Origin of the sequence: Arthrobacter sp. FW306-05-C, assembly GCF_021801725.1 — a bacterium.
In the GTDB taxonomy this organism is placed as follows: Bacteria; Actinomycetota; Actinomycetes; order Actinomycetales; family Micrococcaceae; genus Arthrobacter.
On the sequence record NZ_CP084556.1, the window covers coordinates 3,605,232 to 3,623,818 of the forward strand.

The following is an 18,587-nucleotide window of genomic DNA, read 5'->3' on the forward strand; positions in this document are numbered from 1 at the left end:
GTGACCACACAGCACTCAGCGGAACCCACCCAACAGCAGCCCGCGTCCGCAGCCATCCCCCGGGTTGCGCTGGTGGGCGTGCACGGCTTCGGCGAGCGCCACCTCGCCAACCTGGCCCGGCTCGAGGCAGCCGGTGCCCTGCAACTGGTGGCAGTGGCCGATCCCCTTCCGCCGCAGGCCGGCACCCTGGCCGATACGGTTGCCGTCTTCCCCGATCTGGACTCGCTGCTGGCCGCACAGTCGGGTGCCGACGTCGTCATTCTTGCCACCCCCATCCAAACCCACGCGCCGCTGGCCCTCGCCGCACTGTCCGCCGGGATGGACGTCTATGTGGAGAAGCCGCCGGTGGCCTCCCTGGCGCAGTACGATCAGGTCCTTGCCGCCGCACAGGAGAAGGGACGCCTGGTCCAGGTGGGCTTCCAAAGCCTGGGCTCCCACGCCCTGCCCGCCATCCGTGACAAAGTTGCTGCCGGGGAGATCGGCACCGTCCTGGGCATCAGCGCCACAGGCCAGTGGCTGCGGACCAAGGCCTACTTCAAGCGCTCACGCTGGGCAGGGAAGCGCAGCCTGGACGGCACCGACGTGGTGGATGGCGTGGCCACGAATGCGCTGGCCCACGCCGTTGCCACGGGCCTGTCCCTGGCCGGCGCCCACACGCTCTCCGACGTCGCCTCCGTGGAAACCGACCTCTACCGGGCCAACCAGACCGAGAGCGACGACACCTCGGTGCTCCGGATCCGCACCGCCGGTGGGAACACCCTGCTGTGCGCCCTCACATTGTGCGCACCCGAGCAGCTCGATCCCACCGTCACTGTGCATGGAACCCTGGGCGACATCATCCTCTACTACACGCGGGATGAGGTGGTGATCAGCAGCGCCGACGGCGAGCGCCGGGAAACGTACGGCCGCACCGACCTGCTGGAGAACCTGCTGGACGCCCGCGCCACCGGGACGCCCCTGCTGTGCGCCCTGCAGGACACCGGCGCCTTCACCGCAGTGCTGGAAGCCATCCGCACCTCCCCCGCGCCGGCCCCGATGGATGCTGCATCCATCTCCTGGGAGGGCGACGGCGACGACGCCCACCCCGTGATCCAGGGCATCAGCGACCTGATCGGGCGCGCCATCAAGTCACAGGCAACGTTCGCCGAACTTGGCGTCCCGTGGGCCCGGGCCCTCCCGCCGGTCCGGGCGCTGGCCTTGGATGGCCGGCCGGTGGCCGACTACCAGGACGGCAGCCATATCCGCGCCGTATCCTCCCCGCGCCCCTACCTGCACCCTGTCCGGACCCTCGGCGGCACGGTGGTCACGGACCACATGCCGCTGGACCACGTGTGGCATCTGGGTGTTGGGGTGGCATTGCAGGACGTGGACGGCGTCAATTTCTGGGGCGGACGCACCTATACGCGGGAGGCCGGGCAGTACATCTGGCGCCCGGACCACGGCAGCATCACGGCCACCGCTTCACAGCAGACCGACGACAGCAGCGGGCAAAAGGGCAGGCTCCAGGAGACCCTGGAGTGGAACGGCCCCGACGGCTCCCCCGTCCTGGTGGAGGAACGCACCTGGACGTGGTCCGCCGTCGCGCCTTCCATCTGGCGGTTGTCCGTGGACTTTGCCCTGTCCCCCGCGGGGGACAAGCCCGTCAGCCTGGGCAGCCCGGGCTCCAACGGCCGCTTCGAGGGCGGCTATGGCGGCTTCTTCTGGCGCCTCCCGGCGTGCGGGGAAGCGGCGGTGTGGACGCAGGCCGGCAGCGGCGAGTCAAAGACCCACGGCAGCGTCACGCGCTGGCTCGCTTGGTCCGGAAGGTTCGACGGCGGGCCGGCCACCTTGGTGTTCGTCGCCCCGGAAGGCTGCACGGACCCGTGGTTTCTCCGTGTGGAGGGCTACCCCGGCGTGGGACAGTCGCTCGCCTGGGACAGTCCCGTCTTGGCCGGGCCGGGAAACCCGGTACGGCGGCACATTACCGTTTTCGTGGCCGACGGAATCCTGGCCACCGCCGACGTAGAAGCGCTAATTAACCAACAGGGGGACCCGTCATGACGCAAACAACAACCACAGCCGCTCCCCCGAAGGAGGCACGGCGGCCGCCGGGCTCAAGGACGGACCGCACCATCAAGCGCCGCCGCGTCCTGGACATCCTGGACGCTGCCGGGCGGGACTCCCTGCTCCTGACCTCCAACACTGCCCTGACGTGGTACTTGGACGGCAGCCGCGTGCACATCAGCCTGGCCGGCGACCCCATCGCAGCCCTCCTGGTGGACCGCGACGGCGACCACCTGGTCACCTTCAACAATGAGGCCGGGCGGATCGCGGCCGAAGAGCTTCCAGCCCAGGTCAACCTGCACACCGTGCCCTGGTACGGCAACCTGCACCAGGCCGCCGCCGCCGTCGGAGGCAGTACCCGGCCGCCGCTCGCGGAAGCGGACGTCACAGCGCAACTGAGCGCTGCCCGCCAGCAGCTCCTCCCGGCCGAGAGCGCGCGGTACTCCCAGCTCAGCGCCGAGCTGGCGGCCATGATGACGGACGTTCTTTCCGCAGCGCGCCCGGAGACCACCGAGTTCGAACTCGTCTCGGCGCTGGCCGCCCGCGTGGTGGGGGCCGGCGCGGAGCCGCTGGTACTCCTGTGCAACGGCAGCTCCCGCAGCGATTTCCGGCACCCTTTGGCCACCCACGCCCCGCTGGGCCGTCGTGCCATGGCCGTGGTGTGCGCCCGCCGGGACGGCCTGGTGGCCAACATCACCCGCTGGATCAGGTTCGACGCCGGCACCCCGAAAGAGCGCGACGCCGAGGCCCGTATCGCGGCCGTGGAAGCGGACATCTTCGACGCCACGGTTCCCGGGGCGCGCCTGGACAGGATCTTTGCCGAAATCCAGGCAGCGTACGCCCGGCACGGCTTCGGGGCGGACCAGTGGGAGCAGCATCACCAGGGCGGACCGGCCGGGTACGCGGGGCGTGATCCCAGGGTGACGTCTGCGGTGACCGACACTGTGGTGCTGGACCAGGCCTTCACCTGGAACCCGTCAGGCCCCGGCGTCAAGATCGAAGACACCGTCCAGCTGACGGAGTCCGGCCTCCGCGTCCTGACGGTGGACCCGCGCTGGCCCATAAGCACCGTCAACGGGCTGGAGCGGCCGGTGACGCTGCAGCTGTAGTAAACGAGTTTCCCGGGCAGCAAAAAACCCCGGAGCCGAAAGGCTCCGGGGTTTTCTTTGTGAGCTACGGAAGCTGCAGTTCCCCGTCCACCCGGCGCGGGATGCGCAGCGGGTTGTCCTCGCGCAGTGCCGGGTGCAGCACGCTTTCCGGGGCGTCCTGGTAGGCCACGGGGCGCTGGAACCTGCGGACCGCCGTCGCACCCACCGAGGTGAACAGCGACGTGGTGGCGGGGTAGGGGCCGCCGTGCTGCTGGGCCCAGTTCACGGCCACGCCCGTGGGCCAGCCTTCGAACAGGACGCGTCCGGCCAGCCCGGAGAGCTGCTCCACCAGGGCCTCGATATCCTCACCCTGCTCGCTGTGGAGCGTTGCCGTGAGGCTTCCCGGGACCTTGGCCAGGACGGCAGCCAGCTCCTCCCGGTCCTTGTACTCGATGAGGATGGTGGTGGGTCCGAAGCATTCCTCCAGCAGCTGCTCCGGGTTTTCCAGGACGTTGGCGGCAATGGTGGAAAAGACCACCGGAGCGGCGCCGTTGGCCACGGCGTCCTGGTCCACGCTGCCGCCCACCACGTCCACGCCGTCAACGGACGCGAAACTGCGGAGCCCGTCCGGGTAGGCCTCAGCGATACGGCTGGTCAGCATGCCCAGGGCCGGCTTGTCCTTGCTCGCTTCTGCCACCTCCGAGGCGAAGTCGGTTCCCGCGGGGATTAACACCAGGCCCGGCTTGGTGCAGAACTGCCCGGCGCCCAGGGTGAAGGACCCGGCAAGTCCGGCGGCGAGTTCCGCTGAGCGTGCCTGCAGCGCTTCCGCTGTGATGACCACGGGGTTGAGGCTGCCCAGTTCCCCGTAGAACGGGATGGGGTCGGGGCGGGAGGTGGCAAGGTCGAACAGGGCACGGCCGCCGGGGATGGACCCGGTGAACCCCACGGCCTTGACGGCAGGATCCTGGACCAGGGCTGTTCCCACTTCGCGGCCGTGGACCAGGGCGAACAGGCCCTCCGGTGCCCCGGCGCGGCGAAGCGCCTCCGCCACGATTTCCGCCGTCCGTTCGGAGAGCCGCAGGTGGCCGGAGTGTGCCTTGACGATCACTGAACAGCCGACGGCGAGCGCCGAGGCAGTGTCTCCGCCGGCCACGGAGAAGGCGAACGGGAAGTTGGACGCCGAGAAAACCGCTACCGGACCGATGGGCTTGAGGATCCGGCGGAGGTCCGGCCGGGGCGGGGTGGCGGCCGGCTCCGCGTGGTCGATGATGGCTTCCAGGTAGGAGCCTTCGGTGATCACGCGGGCAAACAGGCGCAGCTGGCCGGTGGTTCGCGCCACCTCGCCCGTCAGGCGGGTGGCCCCCAGGCTGGTTTCGGCGTCCGCGATGTCTACCAGCTCGGCAGCGTTGGCGTCCAGGGCGTCTGCCACCGCGTTCAACCAGCCGGCGCGTTCGGCGTCGGAGGCAGCCGCGGCGATTTTTGCTGCGGCCGTGGCGGCGGCAGTGAGTTCGGTGAGGGAAAGCGTTGCAGTTGTCACGTCAGGAACCTGTTCATCCAATAGAGGTCGTCTGGAAATTCATCATTGCAGCCTGTCCTTGAAGCGGAAACCCAGCCCGGCGTGGTCCGCGAGCGTCACCCGGCTGTTGCTGAACCGCACCGGCGATGGTTCGTCGAGGATGCCCAGCTGTTCGAAGGACGCATCTTCGACGTCCTCCACCAGGGTGGGCTCCGCCAGGGTCAGCGCCAGCTGTCCGGACAGTTCCGGCAGCAGGTGCGGCATCACCTTGATGCTGTGGGTCCGTGCCAGCTCCACGATCCGCCGGAACGGGGTGATCCCGCCTACCCGGATGATGTTGGGCTGGATGATGTCCACCGCTTCCGCCTCAATGAAATCGCGGAACCGGTAGATGGTGTGCAGGTTTTCGCCGAGGGCGATGGGCACCGGTGAATGTTTCCGCAGCCGCCGGTAGGCCCAGAGGTCGTCCGCGCGGATGGGCTCCTCCAGCCACTCCAGCCCGAATTCGGCCAGGACATCCAGGGCGCGGAAGGTGGTGGGCAGGTCCCACCGTTGGTTGGCATCGATCATGAGCCTGCGGTCCGGGCCCAGGACGGAGCGCACTGCGGCAAGGCGTTCGACGTCCTCGCGGATGTCCGGTTTGCCTACCTTGATCTTGACCGCCTGGTGGCCCGCGGCGACCCAGCGTTCGGCCTGCGCCACCAGCTCGTCCAGGGTGTAGTGCAGGTTCACCCCGGAGCCGTAGACCTCGGCGGAGTCCTGGCGCTGGCCCAGCAAACCGGGGACCGATGTTCCGGCACGGCGCGCCTGCAGGTCCCACAGCGCGAGGTCCACCCCGGCCATGGCAATGGTGGTGAGCCCACCGCCACCGGCTTCGTGCAGCCGCTTCCACACCGCGTCCCACACGGCCTCGGGCGTGGCCGGCAGGCCGGTGACGAAAGGTGCGATGTCGTAATCAAGCAGCGCCTTGACTGCCTGGGGACCGATGGTGGGTGTCCAGGAAAAGCCAAAGCCGGTGCCGCCGTCGTCCGTGGAAAGCTCGGTGGCGATCACGTGGTTCTCCGGTGCCTCCGTACCCCAGTGCCGCCGCAGTGGAACGGTGAGGAGCCGCGTGGCCAGCCCGGTGATGCGGGGAACGGTGCGGACGGATTCGGCCGTAGGCGCCGTCATCAGCTGCCGGCCAGCTCGTGGCCCTTGGCCAGGATGGCCTTGAGCTCCACCAGCTGTTCCTCCGTGGGGTCCACCAGCGGCGGGCGCACCGAACCGACGGGCAGCCCGGCCAACCGCAGTCCCGCCTTGATTAGGGAAACGCCGAACCCCGGGGTCTGGTCGCGCAGGCGGACCAGGGGTGCGTAGAAACCCTCGAGCAGGGCGCTGCGCCGGTCCTCGTCGCCTGAAACGTAGGCATCGTAGTAGGCCTTGGCGATCTCAGGGGCCATGGCGAAGGCTGCGGAGGAGTAGAGCGGGATGCCCAGGCCGCGGTAGGCGCCCTGGGTCAGTTCGGCGGTGAGCAGGCCGTTGAAGAAGGCGAAGTCTGTCCGGCCGGTGGCGCGGACGGCGGTCACGATCTCCTGGGCCAGGCCCACGTCGCCCAGGCCGTCCTTGAAGCCGATCACCTTGGGATTGGCCGCAAGTTTGACCATGGACGCGGCGGTGAACTTCGCGTTGCCGCGGTGGTACACGATGACCGGCAGGCTGCTGGCGTTGGCCACAGCCTCAATGTAGGCCACCAGGCCGTCCGTCGGGCCCGTGACCAGGTAGGGCGGGAGGACCAGGAGGGCGTCTGCGCCGGCCTCCTCAGCGGCACGGGCGGCGGCGAGTGCGTGGCCCAAGGGCCCGCCTGCACCGGCCACCACGGGAACCTTGCCCGCGACGACGTCGACGGCGGCCGCCACCACGGTGCGGACCTCGTCAATGCTCAAGGCGTGGAATTCACCTGTGCCGCAGGCGGGAAACACGCCGCCGGGCCCAAAGGGGAGCCGGGAGCTGATGTGTTCCTTGAGCAGCTCCACGTCAACGGCACCTTCGGCCGTGAACGGGGTGACGGGGAAGAAGAGAACGCCGTCGAATTTCATGATGTCTCCTTGGCTCCGCCGCCGGCAGTGACCAGCGTGGAGGCCTCGTCGTTGAGGGTGGGTTTGAGTTCGGTGCGCCACGTGCGCTTGGGTTGCCAGCCGAGCAGTTCCTGGGCTTTGGCGATGGAGAATGCGGGGCTGGTGCCGGTGAGGGCGGCGCTGAGTGCTTCGCTTCCGGGCAGGAATTTCGGCATCAGTTCCGCAAGGGGTGCAGTGGCAAGTGCGTCCGCCGCGCCCACGAAAAAGGTTTCCCCGTTGGGGATGTCTTCCATCTTCTGAAGCAGCAGGTCCAGGAAGTCCGCCACGTCCCGCGCATCCACGTAGTTGAACAGGGCCGGGGCGGAGAGTGCAGGGTCCGCCAGGCGCTCGGCGAGGGTGTGGCCCTGCTGCGTGGGGGCGCCTTCCCATTCCTCGGGCGAGATCACGAAGCACGGCCGGAAGGCCGCATACCGGATCCTCTCCCCCTGCGCTGCGGCAAACATCTGTACGGTCTGTTCGGCGATGAGCTTGGACAGGGCGTAGGCGTTCCAGGGCTTGGCCGGGGTGCGTTCGTCCAGCGGGAACGACGGCGGCAGCCATCCTGCAGGGCATCCGTAACCGAGCACGGTGGGGCTGCTGGCCGTGACGATCTTGGGGACCCCCACCTCCGTCGCCGCGCTGATCACCGCGAAGGCGAGCCGGGTGTTCGTGCCGAAGATGACGTCCTCCGGTGCGCTGAACGGAACGGCGATCGCTGCAAGGTGGATGACGGCGTCGGGCTTTGCTGCCCCGATCAGGCGCAGCGCCTCACCCGGGGCCAGCAGGTCGGCGGTTTCCTGGACGACGCCGGCGGGCAGCAGTTCAGCGGGTACGGCGTCGCGGTCCACCGAGACTACCTCGTGGCCGGCCTGGGCGAGCCCTGCCACAACGCTGCGGCCCAGGCGGCCCGAGCCGCCGGTGACAAATATCCTGCTCATGGCCTTTTCCTACTTGCCGCGGCGAAGGTCGACGCCGAGGTCCAGGTCCTCGACGCGCACGGGCAGGGATGTTTCGAGGGAGCGGTTGCCGGCGATGCCCACGGACACCGAACGCAGTCCGTCCAGGTAGCCGGAAGGTCGGCCCAGCGGATCCTCGCCCGGTCCGTTGAACAGGTCGGACAGCAGCAGCTCGTCACCGCCGCCATGGCCGCCCTCACCATTGATAATGGGCACCTCGTAGGCAGCCTCCCAGTGGCGCTGCACCACCAGGCGCTCGCCGTTGCGGCGTACGGCGTCCTCTTCCTCGACCGGTGTGGCGCTGGGGTCCACTACCGTCTTCTGGTCCGCGCTGTGCAGGACGGCGGCGCGTTCCACCACTTCGAGCTCGGCCCGGCCCTCGGTGCCGTTGACCGCCACCCGGTACCCCTCCCAAGGGCTGTGCGCGTTCAGGGAGTAGCTCAGGCGCGGGCCGCCCTGGTACTCCACCACCAGGGCCAGGTTGTCCTCGATGGTGATGCCGCTGGTGAAGACGTCCTGGTCGCGGCGGTAGCCGTCGTAGTGTTCGTTGTCCAGGAAGAGGGCCTTGAGCCGCTCATCCTCCCTGAGGTCCAGTGCGAAGGGATCCTTGTCGCCTGCGGGGGCATCGGCGTCTGGCGTTCCACGTTCGGGGCGTGGGCCCAGCCCGCGCTCGGCGGCGTTCTTGTCGCCGTAGAACTTCAGGCCGCCGGAGGCGAAGATCCGCTCCGGGACATCATCGATCCACCAGTTCACCAGGTCGAAGTGGTGGGAGGCCTTGTGGATGAGCAGGCCGCCGGAGTTCTTCTTCTCCCGGTGCCAGCGGCGGAAGTAGTCGGCGCCGTGGACCGTGTCCAGAACCCAGCTGAAGTCGACGGAGGTGACCTTGCCGATCACACCGCTCTGGATGATTTCCTTCAGGGCGCTGTTGCGCGGCGAGTAGCGGTAGTTGAAGGTGACCACCACGTTCCGGCCGGTCTCGTGGACGGCCTGGACGATCCGGCGGCAGCTTTCGGCGTCGATGGTCAGGGGCTTTTCAACCACCACGTCAGCCCCGGCGCGCAGGCCCTCCACGATGTAGTCGGCGTGGGTGTAGTCCGGCGTGGTGACAATGATGCGGTCGATGTTGTTGGCCTGGATGAAGGCGGTGAGGTCGCCGGGCTCGAAGGCGGCCACCGGGCCCGGGGCGCCGAGTTCCTGGATGAGCTTCTGGTAGAACTCCACCCGCCCGGGGTTCACGTCGGAGAATGCCACCAGTTCGGCAGTGTCCGCATGCTTGCCGAAAATGGCGCGGATGTACATCTCGGACCGCCCGCCGGTGCCGATCAGGGCAATGCGGGCCTTCCGGCCGTCCCCGGCGGTGGTGGCGGTTCCGGCGGCGGTGCCGGGCCGGGAGGCAGCTGCGGCCGAAGTGGTCTCGGCGGTGTTGACCATGATGGGTCCCTTTCGAAAAGCTCATTACCCGGCCTTGGGAGTGGCCGTTGACGTTCGACGCGGTGCCCGCGGGCACCGGACGAGAAAGCGTTTTCTCGCTTCGCTATAGCAGTTGTATCAATCCGCCAGCGGGTACGTCAACCACTTTAGGCATTGTAAGAAAGCGCTTTCTAGCCATCAGCTTCGGATCGCTCCGCGAAGGGTCGGAAAACAGCGGGAAAAGAAAGAAATCGCTTTCCCAAAGCCGTATATGCTGTCCTTCAAAGCACCTGCCTTCCGGCCTGCGCCCTCCAGGTCACTGACTGTTCCGGAGGACGCGGCCGGGCGGCGTAAAAGAAGGGGTCCCCCATGGTCAGGAAATCGGCAAGCGGCCGGATCGGCATCGCGGATGTCGCCGTGAAGGCGGGAGTTTCCCATGCCACCGTCTCCCGCGTCATGAACGGGAACTTCACCGTAGATCCGGACATTGCAGCCAGGGTCCGTGCCGCCGCCGCTGAACTGAAGTACCAGCCCAACCCGGTGGGCCGCAGCCTGGCGCTCGGCAAGACGGACACCATCGGCATCGTGGTGCCGGACCTGGCCAACCCCACCTTCCAGGAGATCCTCCGCGGCCTCAGCCGGGCGGCAGCCCAGGACGGCTACCGCGTCCTTATCGCCGACTCGTTCGAAGTCTCCAGCGAAGAGTCCATCCTGGCCGGCGAAGCCCGCCGGCGGTGTGACGGGCTGGTCCTGTGCGCCCCGCGCATGTCGGATGCGGAACTGGAAGAGATTGCCCCCTCCCTGCACCCACTGGTGTTGATCAACCGCACCACGGCCACCCCTGGCGTGCCCAGCCTGGTGGTGGACTACGGCCAGGGCGTGCAGGACATCGCCGGGCACCTGGTGGAACTGGGCCACACCCGCCTGGCGTTCCTCGCAGGGCCGCCCCGCAGTGCCTCCAACGAGATGCGGCTCAGGGGCCTGGAAACCTTCAAGGCCGCCCACCCGGAGGTTGAAGTGACCATGCTGGAGGGCGGCTCGGACTTCGACACCGGCCATGAAGCGGTGGACGCCGTCCTGGCCAGCGGAGCCACCGGCATCCTGGCCTTCAACGACCTGGTGGCGATGGGCTTGATGAGCGGCCTGCACGAGCGGGGCCTGGACGTCCCCGGCGACATCTCCGTGACCGGCTTCGACGACATCCCCTTCGCCAGGTATACGACGCCGGCGCTCACCACCGGCGCCGTCCCCATCAGCGAACTGGGCGAGCAGGCATGGCACCAACTGAGGGCGCTGATCCGCCAGGAAGGCGACGGAACCTCCGGCAGCCGCTACCAGCCCCGCCTGGAAGTCAGGGCCAGCACGGGACCGGCCAAGGCACCGCGCAGCACGGTCCACGGCTGACCCAGGACGACAGCCTGCCGCAGTCCGGCCGGGCCGCACTGCCGCTGCTGCCGCCACCCGAAGCTACCCAACCCCATAGGAGGAGCCATGACGCACACCATCCAGCCCAACAATCCGGAGGCCACCCCGGCGCCGGACGCCACGGACATCCCCGCAGCGCCGGCACCTGCCAAGGCTCCGTCGTCGTCCGCCCTGCCCCCAGCCCTGAAACGGCGGGTCCCCAAGTACTCCGACCTGGCCCCGCTGATGCAGTTCAAGAAGCCGGAGTTCAGCAAGGAGGCGCGGCTGAAGCGGGCCAGCACCATCTGGGAGCTCCGCGACATCGCCAAGCGCCGCACGCCCAAGGCGCCCTTCGACTACACGGACGGGGCAGCCGAAGCGGAAATTACCCTCCGCCGCGCCCGGCAGGCGTTCCTGGACATCGAGTTCCGGCCGGGCATCCTGCGGAACGTATCCAGCATCGACCTCAGCACCAACATCCTGGGCAAGCCTTCACGCCTGCCCGTGGGCATCGCTCCCACCGGTTTCACCCGGATGATGCAGTCCGAGGGTGAATATGCCGGCTCCCAGGCGGCGGAGGCCGCAGGTATCCCCTACACCCTCTCCACCATGGGCACCGCCTCCCTGGAGGACGTCGCCGAGGCGGCCCCCAACGGCCGCAACTGGTTCCAGCTGTACCTGTGGACGGACCGGGATCGCTCGCTGGAGCTCATCGAGCGCGCCGCCAAGGCCGGCAACGACACCCTCATGGTCACCGTGGACACCGCCGTGGCCGGCGCCCGCCTCCGCGACGTCCGCAACGGCATGACCATCCCGCCGGCCCTGACCCTCAAGACCGTCCTGGACGCGTCCTACCGGCCGGCCTGGTGGTTCAACTTCCTCACCCACGAGCCGCTCACCTTCGCCTCGCTGTCACGCTATACGGGCACCGTGGCGGACCTGATCAATTCCATGTTCGATCCCACGCTCACGTTCGAGGACCTGGACTGGCTGCGCGAAACGTGGAAGGGCAACCTGGTGGTCAAGGGCATCCAGACCGTGGAGGACGCCCGCCGCGTTGTGGACCACGGCGCCGACGGGGTGATCCTCTCCAACCACGGCGGCCGCCAGCTGGACCGCGCGCCCATCCCGTTCCACCTGCTGCCCGAGGTCAAGCAGGCCTTCGCCAGTGACAACAGCGATGCCGCCATCATCCTGGACACCGGCATCATGAGCGGCGCGGACATTGTGGCCGCGCTGGCCCTGGGCGCCGATTTCACTCTGATCGGCCGCGCGTACCTTTACGGCCTGATGGCGGGCGGCCGCGCCGGTGTGGACCGCACCCTGCAGATCCTCGAAAAGGACATGGTCCGCACCATGGCCCTGCTGGGCGTCAGCCGGGTTTCCGACCTCACCCCGGACCACGTGCGGCTGTTGGGACAGTAGCTCCCTACTTCTTACGCCCAAACTTGGGCAGGTTGGGAAGGTTCGCCAGCAGGTCGGCCGCCTTGGTGGCGGCGCGGCCAACGGTGCGTCCGATTTGCTGCGGAACGCTGTCGTCGCTCAGCGGCGCGGTGGTGCCGCCGGGAATCACGACGGCGGGGCTCAGCTCGGCGCCTTCCCGCACCAGGACAGGGGCCGGGGCTTCCTCCCCGGCCGGCTGCGCGGTTTCCAGGGGCCTTGGGGCAGGCGGCAGCGACGCCGCCACAGCGGCGACGCCCTCCCTCAGGTGGGCGGGGACTGTCTGGTCCTGGCCGGCTGGTGCGGCGGCGGCTGTGGTGCGGGTGCCGACGTCGAACGTTTCCAGCCAGGTGGCGATGCCCTCCAGCGGACCCCGGTTCAAGGCGTAGTACCGCTTCTGGCCCTGCGCGCGCATGCTGACCAGCTGCGCTTCACGGAGGACTTTCAGGTGCTTGGAAATGGTGGGCTGGCTGGCCGCCAGTTCCTCCACCAGTTCCCCCACGGCTTTGTCTCCTGCACGGAGGGCCACCAGGATGTCCCGCCGCGTGGATTCCGCTATGACGGCAAATACGTCGTCTGTCACCATGCCTCCCACCCTAACGACATATACGCCGAAAGGCATCACTATTTCGGCTGCCGCTGGTGGAGCCGGCTAGTCGAACCAGGGATCCAGGCCGTGCAGCGGGAACACCGCCTTGCGGGTGGCCATGACCGTGCGGTCCACCGCGTCATTCGGGTCGAAGCCCACCTCCCAGGAACGCCACCACAGCTCCACGTCGTCCCCCATGAGGGCGGGCGCTTCCCTGCCGAACTTCTCCACCACGTACTGCCGCCAAACCTGTGGCACGGGCGTCCGCAGCGGCACGGGCCGCCCCGCGGCGATGGCCACCAGGTGGCTCCACGCCCGCGGCACCACGTCCAGCACGTTGTACCCGCCGCCGCCGGTGGCGATCCAGCGGCCGCCGCAGTACCGCTCGGCCAGATGCCCGACGGCGTTCGCTGCCTCGCGCTGTCCGTCCACACTCAGGTTGAGGTGCGTGAGGGGGTCGCTGCGGTGGGAGTCGCAGCCGTGCTGGCTCACGATCACGTCCGGTTCGAAGGCGGCCACCAACTGCGGCACCACGGCGTAGAAGGCGCGCAGCCATCCGGCGTCGGAGGTGCCGGCCGGCAGCGCGACATTCACCGCCGTCCCCTCGGCTGCCGGGCCGCCGATTTCGTTGGCGAACCCTGTTCCGGGAAAGAGCGTCAGGCCGGTCTCATGCAGCGAAACGGTAAGGACCCGGGGGTCGTCCCAAAAAATGTTCTGGGTGCCGTCGCCGTGGTGTGCGTCCACATCGACGTACGCCACTTTGCGTACGCCGCCGTCGAGCAGCTTCTGCACGGCAATGGCGGCGTCGTTGTAGATGCAGAACCCGCTGGCCCGCTCCCGGGCGGCATGGTGCATGCCGCCGCCGAAGTTCACGGCATGTACGGCAGAACCTTCCAGCACCCGCTGCGCTGCGAGCAGGGACCCTCCGGCAAGGCGCGCCGCGGCTTCATGCATGCCGGCAAAGGCCGGATCGTCTTCGGTTCCCAGCCCGCGGGACTCGTCCGGCCGGGACGGGTCCGCGCTGACCCGGCGGACTGCCGCCACATAGTCGGATGAATGGACGGACTCCAGTTCCGCGTCAGTTGCCACCTCAGGTGCCGCCACGTCAACGTGCTCCAGGTCGAAGATACCGAGGCTCCGGGCCAAGCGCGCCGTCAGCTCCATTCGCTCCGGCGCCATGGGGTGGCCCGGGCCGAAGTTGTAGGCTGTCATGTCAGGACTCCACGCCACCACCGTTGGCGGCGCGGGTTGGCTGAGGCCGGGCAGGTATGTCATCAATCACAGGCTACCCGAGCCCAGCCTGCCGTCCGCCCGGCCAGGACGCCGGCTTTAGTGGTTTACTACTGAAGGAAGCCGTTTCAACCGAGGAAAAGCCACACATGACGCAGAGCCAGTCAAGGCCCCGGACCCCGGCCATCTGGCACCCCCCGGCACAGGAGCGGGAGGGCCTCTGGATCCTGACGCGGCTGCGCGACTTCATTGACGACATCGCCAACACCACCCCGGCACGGCTGGCGCTAACGGCCTTCGCCGCCGTATGCCTCGTATTCACCTTCCTGCTGTCCCTGCCGGTGTCTTCGGCCAACGGAACGCCCACCCCCCTCGACGAGGCCCTGTTCACCGCAGTCTCGGCTGTGTGCGTCACAGGCCTGACGGTGGTGTCGACGGCGGTCCACTGGTCCTTCTTCGGGCAACTGGTGATCCTGGTGGGCATCTTCATCGGAGGCCTGGGAACCTTGACGCTGGCGTCCTTGCTGGCCCTGATGGTGAGCAAGCGGCTGGGTGTGCGCGGCAAGATCATTGCCGCCGAGTCCATGAACAACGCCGGGCGCCTGGGCGAGGTGGGTACCCTGCTCCGGATCGTCATCACCACATCGGTGGTGATCGAGGGCATCCTGGCGCTGGCGCTGATCCCGCGGTTCCTCGCCCTGGGCGAGCCCTTCTGGCAGTCCGTCTGGCACGGCATTTTCTATTCCATTTCGTCGTTCAACAACGCCGGATTTACCCCGCACTCGGACGGCATCGTGCCCTATGAGACGGACCTGTGGATCCTCATCCCGCTCATGGTGGGGGTCTTCCTGGGCAGCCTGGGGTTCCCCGTAGTGATGGTCCTGCAGCAGAACGGCCTGAACTGGAAGAAGTGGAACCTCCACACCAAGCTCACCATCCAGGTGTCCCTGATCCTCCTGGTGGCTGGGGCATTCCTCTGGGCACTGATGGAGTGGGACAACGTCCGGACCATCGGTTCCATGGGCGTGGGCGACAAGATCACGCACGCGCTGTTCGCCTCCGTGATGATGCGCTCCGGGGGGTTCAACCTGGTGGACCAGAACCAGATGGACTCCACCACCATGCTGCTGACCGACGCCCTGATGTTCGCCGGCGGCGGTTCGGCGTCAACGGCCGGCGGCATCAAGGTGACCACCATCGCGGTGATGTTCCTGGCCATCATCGCCGAGGCCCGGGGCGATGCCGACGTCAAGGTATACGGCCGGACCATCCCGCAGGGCAGCATGCGCGTGGCCATCTCCGTGATCGTTGCCGGCGCCACCCTGGTGTCCGTGTCCGCGTTCCTGCTGCTGCACATCAGCGGCCAGTCGCTGGACCGCGTATTGTTCGAAACCATCTCGGCGTTCGCCACGGTGGGTCTCAGCACCAACCTGAGCGCCGAGGTGCCGCCCGCCGGGGTCTACGTCCTCACGGTGCTGATGTTCGCAGGCCGTGTGGGCACCGTAACCCTCGCCGCCGCGCTGGCCCTGCGCCAGCGCAGCCAGTTGTACCACTACCCCGAAGAGAGGCCGATCATTGGCTAGTTCCACAGACGCCCCCCGGCGCCCCGCCCACAACTCCCCGGTCCTGGTGATCGGGCTGGGCCGCTTCGGATCATCCACCGCAGAGCAACTGGTCAAGCAGGGCCGGGAAGTGCTGGCCATCGAGCGGGACCGGAACCTGGTGCAGAAGTGGGCACCCCTCCTGACCCACGTGGTGGAGGCCGACGCCACCAATATCGATGCGCTGCGCCAGCTCGGCGCCCAGGAGTTCAGTTCCGCCGTCGTCGGCGTGGGCACCTCCATCGAGTCCTCGGTGCTGATCACCGTCAACCTGGTGGACCTGGGCATCGAGCACCTCTGGGTCAAGGCCATCACGCCCTCGCATGGCAAGATCCTGACCCGGATCGGCGCCAACCACGTCATCTACCCGGAGGCTGACGCCGGCGTGCGCGCCGCACACCTGGTGTCCGGCCGGATGCTGGACTTCATCGAGTTCGACGACGACTTCGCCATCGTCAAAATGTACCCGCCGCGCGAAACCGTGGGTTTCACCCTGGACGAGTCAAAGGTCCGGTCCAAGTACGGCGTCACCATTGTGGGTGTGAAGTCCCCGGGTGAGGACTTCACCTATGCGCGGCCCGAGACCAAGGTGTCCTCGCGGGACATGCTGATCGTTTCCGGCCACGTGGACCTGCTGGAGAGGTTCGCAGCGCGCCCCTAGCCGAGCTGCTTGGTGATTTCGGCTGCGCGGTCGGCGGCCGCCCTGGCGCCGGCGGCGATGATGGCCGGGATGCCCTGTTCGTCGAAGGTGGCAATGGCGCGTTCCGTGGTGCCGTTGGGGCTGGTGACCGCCTTGCGCAACGCTGCGGGGTTTGCCCCGGGCTCGGCCAGCATGAGGCCTGCCCCAGCCACCGTTTCGCGCGCAAGCAGCAGGGACAGTTCACGGTCCAGGCCCAGCTTTTCGCCCGCGTTGGCCATGGCTTCTGCAAGGTAGAAGGCGTAGGCCGGCCCGGATCCGCTGATGGCAGAGAGCGCATCCACCTGCTCCTCAGGGACCTCAACGACGGTCCCGGCACCCTTCAGGATGTCCTTGACCAACTGAAGCTGCTCGGGGGTGCAGTGCGTTCCCGGCGACACGGAGACGACGCCGCGGCCCAGCTTTGCCGGGGTGTTGGGCATGGTCCGGATCACCGGCTGCCCGGCCGGCAATGCGGCCTCAAGCTGGGCGATCGACACGGCCGCGGCCACGCTGACCACCACGGTGTCCGGTGACAGGGCGGGGCTGATCTCCCGGGCCAGGTCCGCGATGCCCACCGGCTTGACGCCAAGGATGACGACGGCGGATCCCTTGGCGGCCTGCCTGTTGTTGTCGGGCTCTTCCTCGCCCGCGATGGCAGTGATGCCGTGGTACCGTTCGGCCAGTTCCGAGGCGCGCTCAGCGCGGCGGACGGTGGCCACCACATCCCCGGGGTCCGTTCCTGCCTTCAGCAGGCCGCCAAGAATGGCTTCGTTCATGGATCCACAGCCAAGGAATGCGATTCGGTTGCTCATGCCTCCATCATTGCAGGAGGCAGGCATTCACAGGCAACTCCCATCTTCACCGCAGGCAGCACACAACTTACGGTCCTAACGTAGTTATTACCTCATTGAGGGTGCGAGTGATGCGGCAGGCATGGGGATGCCTGCCAGGGCACCGGCGGCGTGGCAACAGGTTTTCCCCCATTTTCCTGTTGCCCGCCCCGGTGCTTCCGCTTTTAACCGCGGGCTTTCAACAGCCAGGGCTTCGCCGGGGAGTACGACGGCGGCAGGCAGCAAGGCGCCCGGCGTCTAGACGGGTGCATCCACCGACTGCGCGGCGGCCACGTGGGGCGCCGGCTGGAGCGGGCCGGAAAACACCAGCTGGTCCAGGCGCCGCAGGATGAGCCCTTCACGCAGGGCCCACGGGCAGATGCGCAGCTTCTTGAACTTGAACATCTCCAGGGCGGCCTCAGCCACCAAAGCGCCGGCAAGCAGCTGGTGGGCCCGTGCCTCGGACACGCCGGGAAGATGCAGCCTGTCTTCCGAGCTCATGGCCGAGATCCGCTGGGTCCAGATGCCCAGGTCCGAGGCGTGCAGTTCGCGTTTGACGTAGGGGCCTTCAGCGCTGGGGGCGGCACCGGCGATCCGGGCCAGGGAACGGAAGGTCTTGGACGTACCGGCCACCACGTTTGCCCGGCCCAGGCCGTCGAACTCGCGGACCGCTGGCTTGAGCGTGGCCCTGATATAGCGGCGGAGTTCCTTGACGCTCTTTGCCGACGGCGGGTCGCCGGCAAGCCAGTCCCTGGTGAGCCTGCTGGCGCCCAGCGGCACGGAGGTGGCCACCTCGGGCAATTCGTCCTGGCCGAAGGCCATTTCGAAGGAACCGCCGCCGATGTCCAGGTTCAGGATGGGGCCGGCACCCCACCCGTGCCAGCGCCGGACGGCGAAGAACGTCATGGACGCTTCCTCGCTGCCCGTGAGCTCCTGCAGGGTCACCGTGGTTTCGTGCTTGACCCGGGCCAGGACCTCGGGGCCGTTGGTGGCCTCGCGTATGGCAGACGTACAGAAGGCCAGCAGGTCCTCGGCCTTGTGCCGGGCAGCGAATTCCCATGCTTCCAGCACGAACTCGGTCAGCTCATGCTGGCCTTCGTCGCTGATGCTGCCGTCCGGTTCGAGGTACTGGACCAGGGACAGCGGCCGCTTGTGCGATGCGAACGGGACCGGCTGCGCGCCGGGGTGGGCATCCACCAGGAGCAGGTGGACAGTATTGGAACCAATATCGAGGACGCCTAGACGCATGGGGACATTATTGCTCGTCAGCGCGCTTGAAGTCGCGCCGGATGTTGGCCACGCCCTCGGGGTTGATCTCAAAGCCGTAGGCGGCTCCGGGGTTGATCACCATGCCCAGCTCATCGCCGAGGTTGGCGATGATGGCTGCCCCCTGCGTGCCCAGCACGTTCGGGGCCGCTTCCAGGTACTGCTGGTCCACCCTGCTGGGGTGCGAGAAAACGGCGAGGACGGGGTCGCCATCGGCGTTGGCCAGGACCAGCGGCTCCACCTGGGAGTCCACGCCTTCCACCGTGTCCGAGCTGATGATGTAGACCTCGCTGTTGAGGAACGACAGGATGACGTCCACGGGGTTCGCGTCAGGCTGCCCGCCAGTGGAGAGCTTCTCCTCAAGGTCGTTGAGCGGATTGGTGTCGTCGATTCCCTGCTGTTCAGTCATACACCTACTCGATCACGTTGGACTCTCCACCGC

16 protein-coding genes are annotated in these 18,587 nt (G+C 67.9%); 6 read left to right on the forward strand and 10 right to left on the reverse strand.

The window, feature by feature from the left end; genetic code table 11:
• On the forward strand, positions 1-2,040 hold the full coding sequence (locus LFT44_RS16760) for a DUF6807 family protein (RefSeq protein ID WP_236799555.1): 2,040 nt from the start codon (positions 1-3) through the stop codon (positions 2,038-2,040).
• Positions 2,037-3,152 (forward strand): M24 family metallopeptidase, encoded by a 1,116-nt coding sequence (locus LFT44_RS16765; protein WP_236799556.1) that lies wholly within the window; start codon positions 2,037-2,039, stop codon positions 3,150-3,152. The genes LFT44_RS16760 and LFT44_RS16765 overlap by 4 nt, the downstream gene beginning before the upstream one ends.
• A gap of 64 nt (positions 3,153-3,216) precedes the next feature.
• Here the strand turns inward: LFT44_RS16765 and LFT44_RS16770 are convergent, their stop codons facing one another.
• From LFT44_RS16770 to LFT44_RS16790, 5 genes are read right to left on the reverse strand one after another with little or no spacing between them, the layout of a single operon-like run.
• On the reverse strand, positions 3,217-4,668 hold the full coding sequence (locus LFT44_RS16770; RefSeq protein ID WP_236799557.1) for an aldehyde dehydrogenase (NADP(+)): 1,452 nt from the start codon (positions 4,666-4,668) through the stop codon (positions 3,217-3,219).
• Between the two features lie 42 nt (positions 4,669-4,710).
• Positions 4,711-5,817 carry a mandelate racemase/muconate lactonizing enzyme family protein gene (locus tag LFT44_RS16775; protein WP_236799558.1) on the reverse strand — a complete coding sequence of 369 codons (1,107 nt, stop codon included), beginning with the start codon at positions 5,815-5,817 and terminating at the stop codon, positions 4,711-4,713.
• Complete coding sequence (locus LFT44_RS16780; RefSeq protein ID WP_236799559.1) at positions 5,817-6,722, reverse strand: 5-dehydro-4-deoxyglucarate dehydratase; 906 nt, start codon at positions 6,720-6,722, stop codon at positions 5,817-5,819. The genes LFT44_RS16775 and LFT44_RS16780 overlap by 1 nt, the downstream gene beginning before the upstream one ends.
• On the reverse strand, positions 6,719-7,678 hold the full coding sequence (locus LFT44_RS16785) for an NAD-dependent epimerase/dehydratase family protein (RefSeq protein ID WP_236799560.1): 960 nt from the start codon (positions 7,676-7,678) through the stop codon (positions 6,719-6,721). Before LFT44_RS16785 ends, LFT44_RS16780 begins: the two co-directional genes overlap by 4 nt.
• Positions 7,679-7,687: 9 nt before the next feature.
• Positions 7,688-9,127 carry a Gfo/Idh/MocA family protein gene (locus LFT44_RS16790; protein WP_236799561.1) on the reverse strand — a complete coding sequence of 480 codons (1,440 nt, stop codon included), beginning with the start codon at positions 9,125-9,127 and terminating at the stop codon, positions 7,688-7,690.
• A gap of 348 nt (positions 9,128-9,475) precedes the next feature.
• Between LFT44_RS16790 and LFT44_RS16795 the strand changes: the two genes are divergently transcribed.
• Complete coding sequence (locus LFT44_RS16795; protein ID WP_236799562.1) at positions 9,476-10,510, forward strand: LacI family DNA-binding transcriptional regulator; 1,035 nt, start codon at positions 9,476-9,478, stop codon at positions 10,508-10,510.
• A gap of 87 nt (positions 10,511-10,597) precedes the next feature.
• Positions 10,598-11,935, forward strand: coding sequence for an alpha-hydroxy acid oxidase (locus LFT44_RS16800; protein ID WP_142132683.1), 1,338 nt, complete (start codon positions 10,598-10,600; stop codon positions 11,933-11,935).
• A 4-nt stretch (positions 11,936-11,939) separates the two neighbouring features.
• On the opposite strand, the gene LFT44_RS16805 is transcribed toward LFT44_RS16800, so the two are convergent.
• Together LFT44_RS16805 and LFT44_RS16810 are read right to left on the reverse strand one after the other, a co-directional pair.
• Positions 11,940-12,536: an ArsR/SmtB family transcription factor gene (locus LFT44_RS16805; protein ID WP_236799563.1), complete on the reverse strand. Its 597-nt coding sequence runs from the start codon at positions 12,534-12,536 to the stop codon at positions 11,940-11,942.
• A gap of 66 nt (positions 12,537-12,602) precedes the next feature.
• On the reverse strand, positions 12,603-13,814 hold the full coding sequence (locus tag LFT44_RS16810; protein ID WP_236799564.1) for an acetoin utilization protein AcuC: 1,212 nt from the start codon (positions 13,812-13,814) through the stop codon (positions 12,603-12,605).
• Between the two features lie 104 nt (positions 13,815-13,918).
• Here LFT44_RS16810 and LFT44_RS16815 point away from each other — a divergent pair, with 104 nt between their 5' ends.
• Both LFT44_RS16815 and LFT44_RS16820 read left to right on the forward strand, forming a co-directional pair.
• Positions 13,919-15,352, forward strand: coding sequence for a TrkH family potassium uptake protein (locus LFT44_RS16815; protein WP_236799565.1), 1,434 nt, complete (start codon positions 13,919-13,921; stop codon positions 15,350-15,352).
• Positions 15,345-16,031, forward strand: coding sequence for a potassium channel family protein (locus LFT44_RS16820; RefSeq protein WP_142132679.1), 687 nt, complete (start codon positions 15,345-15,347; stop codon positions 16,029-16,031). Before LFT44_RS16815 ends, LFT44_RS16820 begins: the two co-directional genes overlap by 8 nt.
• Here the strand turns inward: LFT44_RS16820 and proC are convergent.
• The 3 genes from proC to LFT44_RS16835 form a co-directional block, all read right to left on the reverse strand.
• A complete protein-coding gene (proC, locus tag LFT44_RS16825) occupies positions 16,028-16,861 on the reverse strand; it encodes a pyrroline-5-carboxylate reductase (protein ID WP_142132678.1) in 834 nt (277 codons plus the stop codon). The two genes, LFT44_RS16820 and proC, sit on opposite strands and share 4 nt — an antisense overlap.
• 276 nt (positions 16,862-17,137) lie before the next feature.
• Positions 17,138-18,127 carry a Ppx/GppA phosphatase family protein gene (locus LFT44_RS16830; protein WP_236799566.1) on the reverse strand — a complete coding sequence of 330 codons (990 nt, stop codon included), beginning with the start codon at positions 18,125-18,127 and terminating at the stop codon, positions 17,138-17,140.
• 7 nt (positions 18,128-18,134) lie between these two features.
• Complete coding sequence (locus LFT44_RS16835) at positions 18,135-18,554, reverse strand: SseB family protein (RefSeq protein ID WP_236799567.1); 420 nt, start codon at positions 18,552-18,554, stop codon at positions 18,135-18,137.
• Between the last annotated feature and the right edge of the window lie 33 nt (positions 18,555-18,587).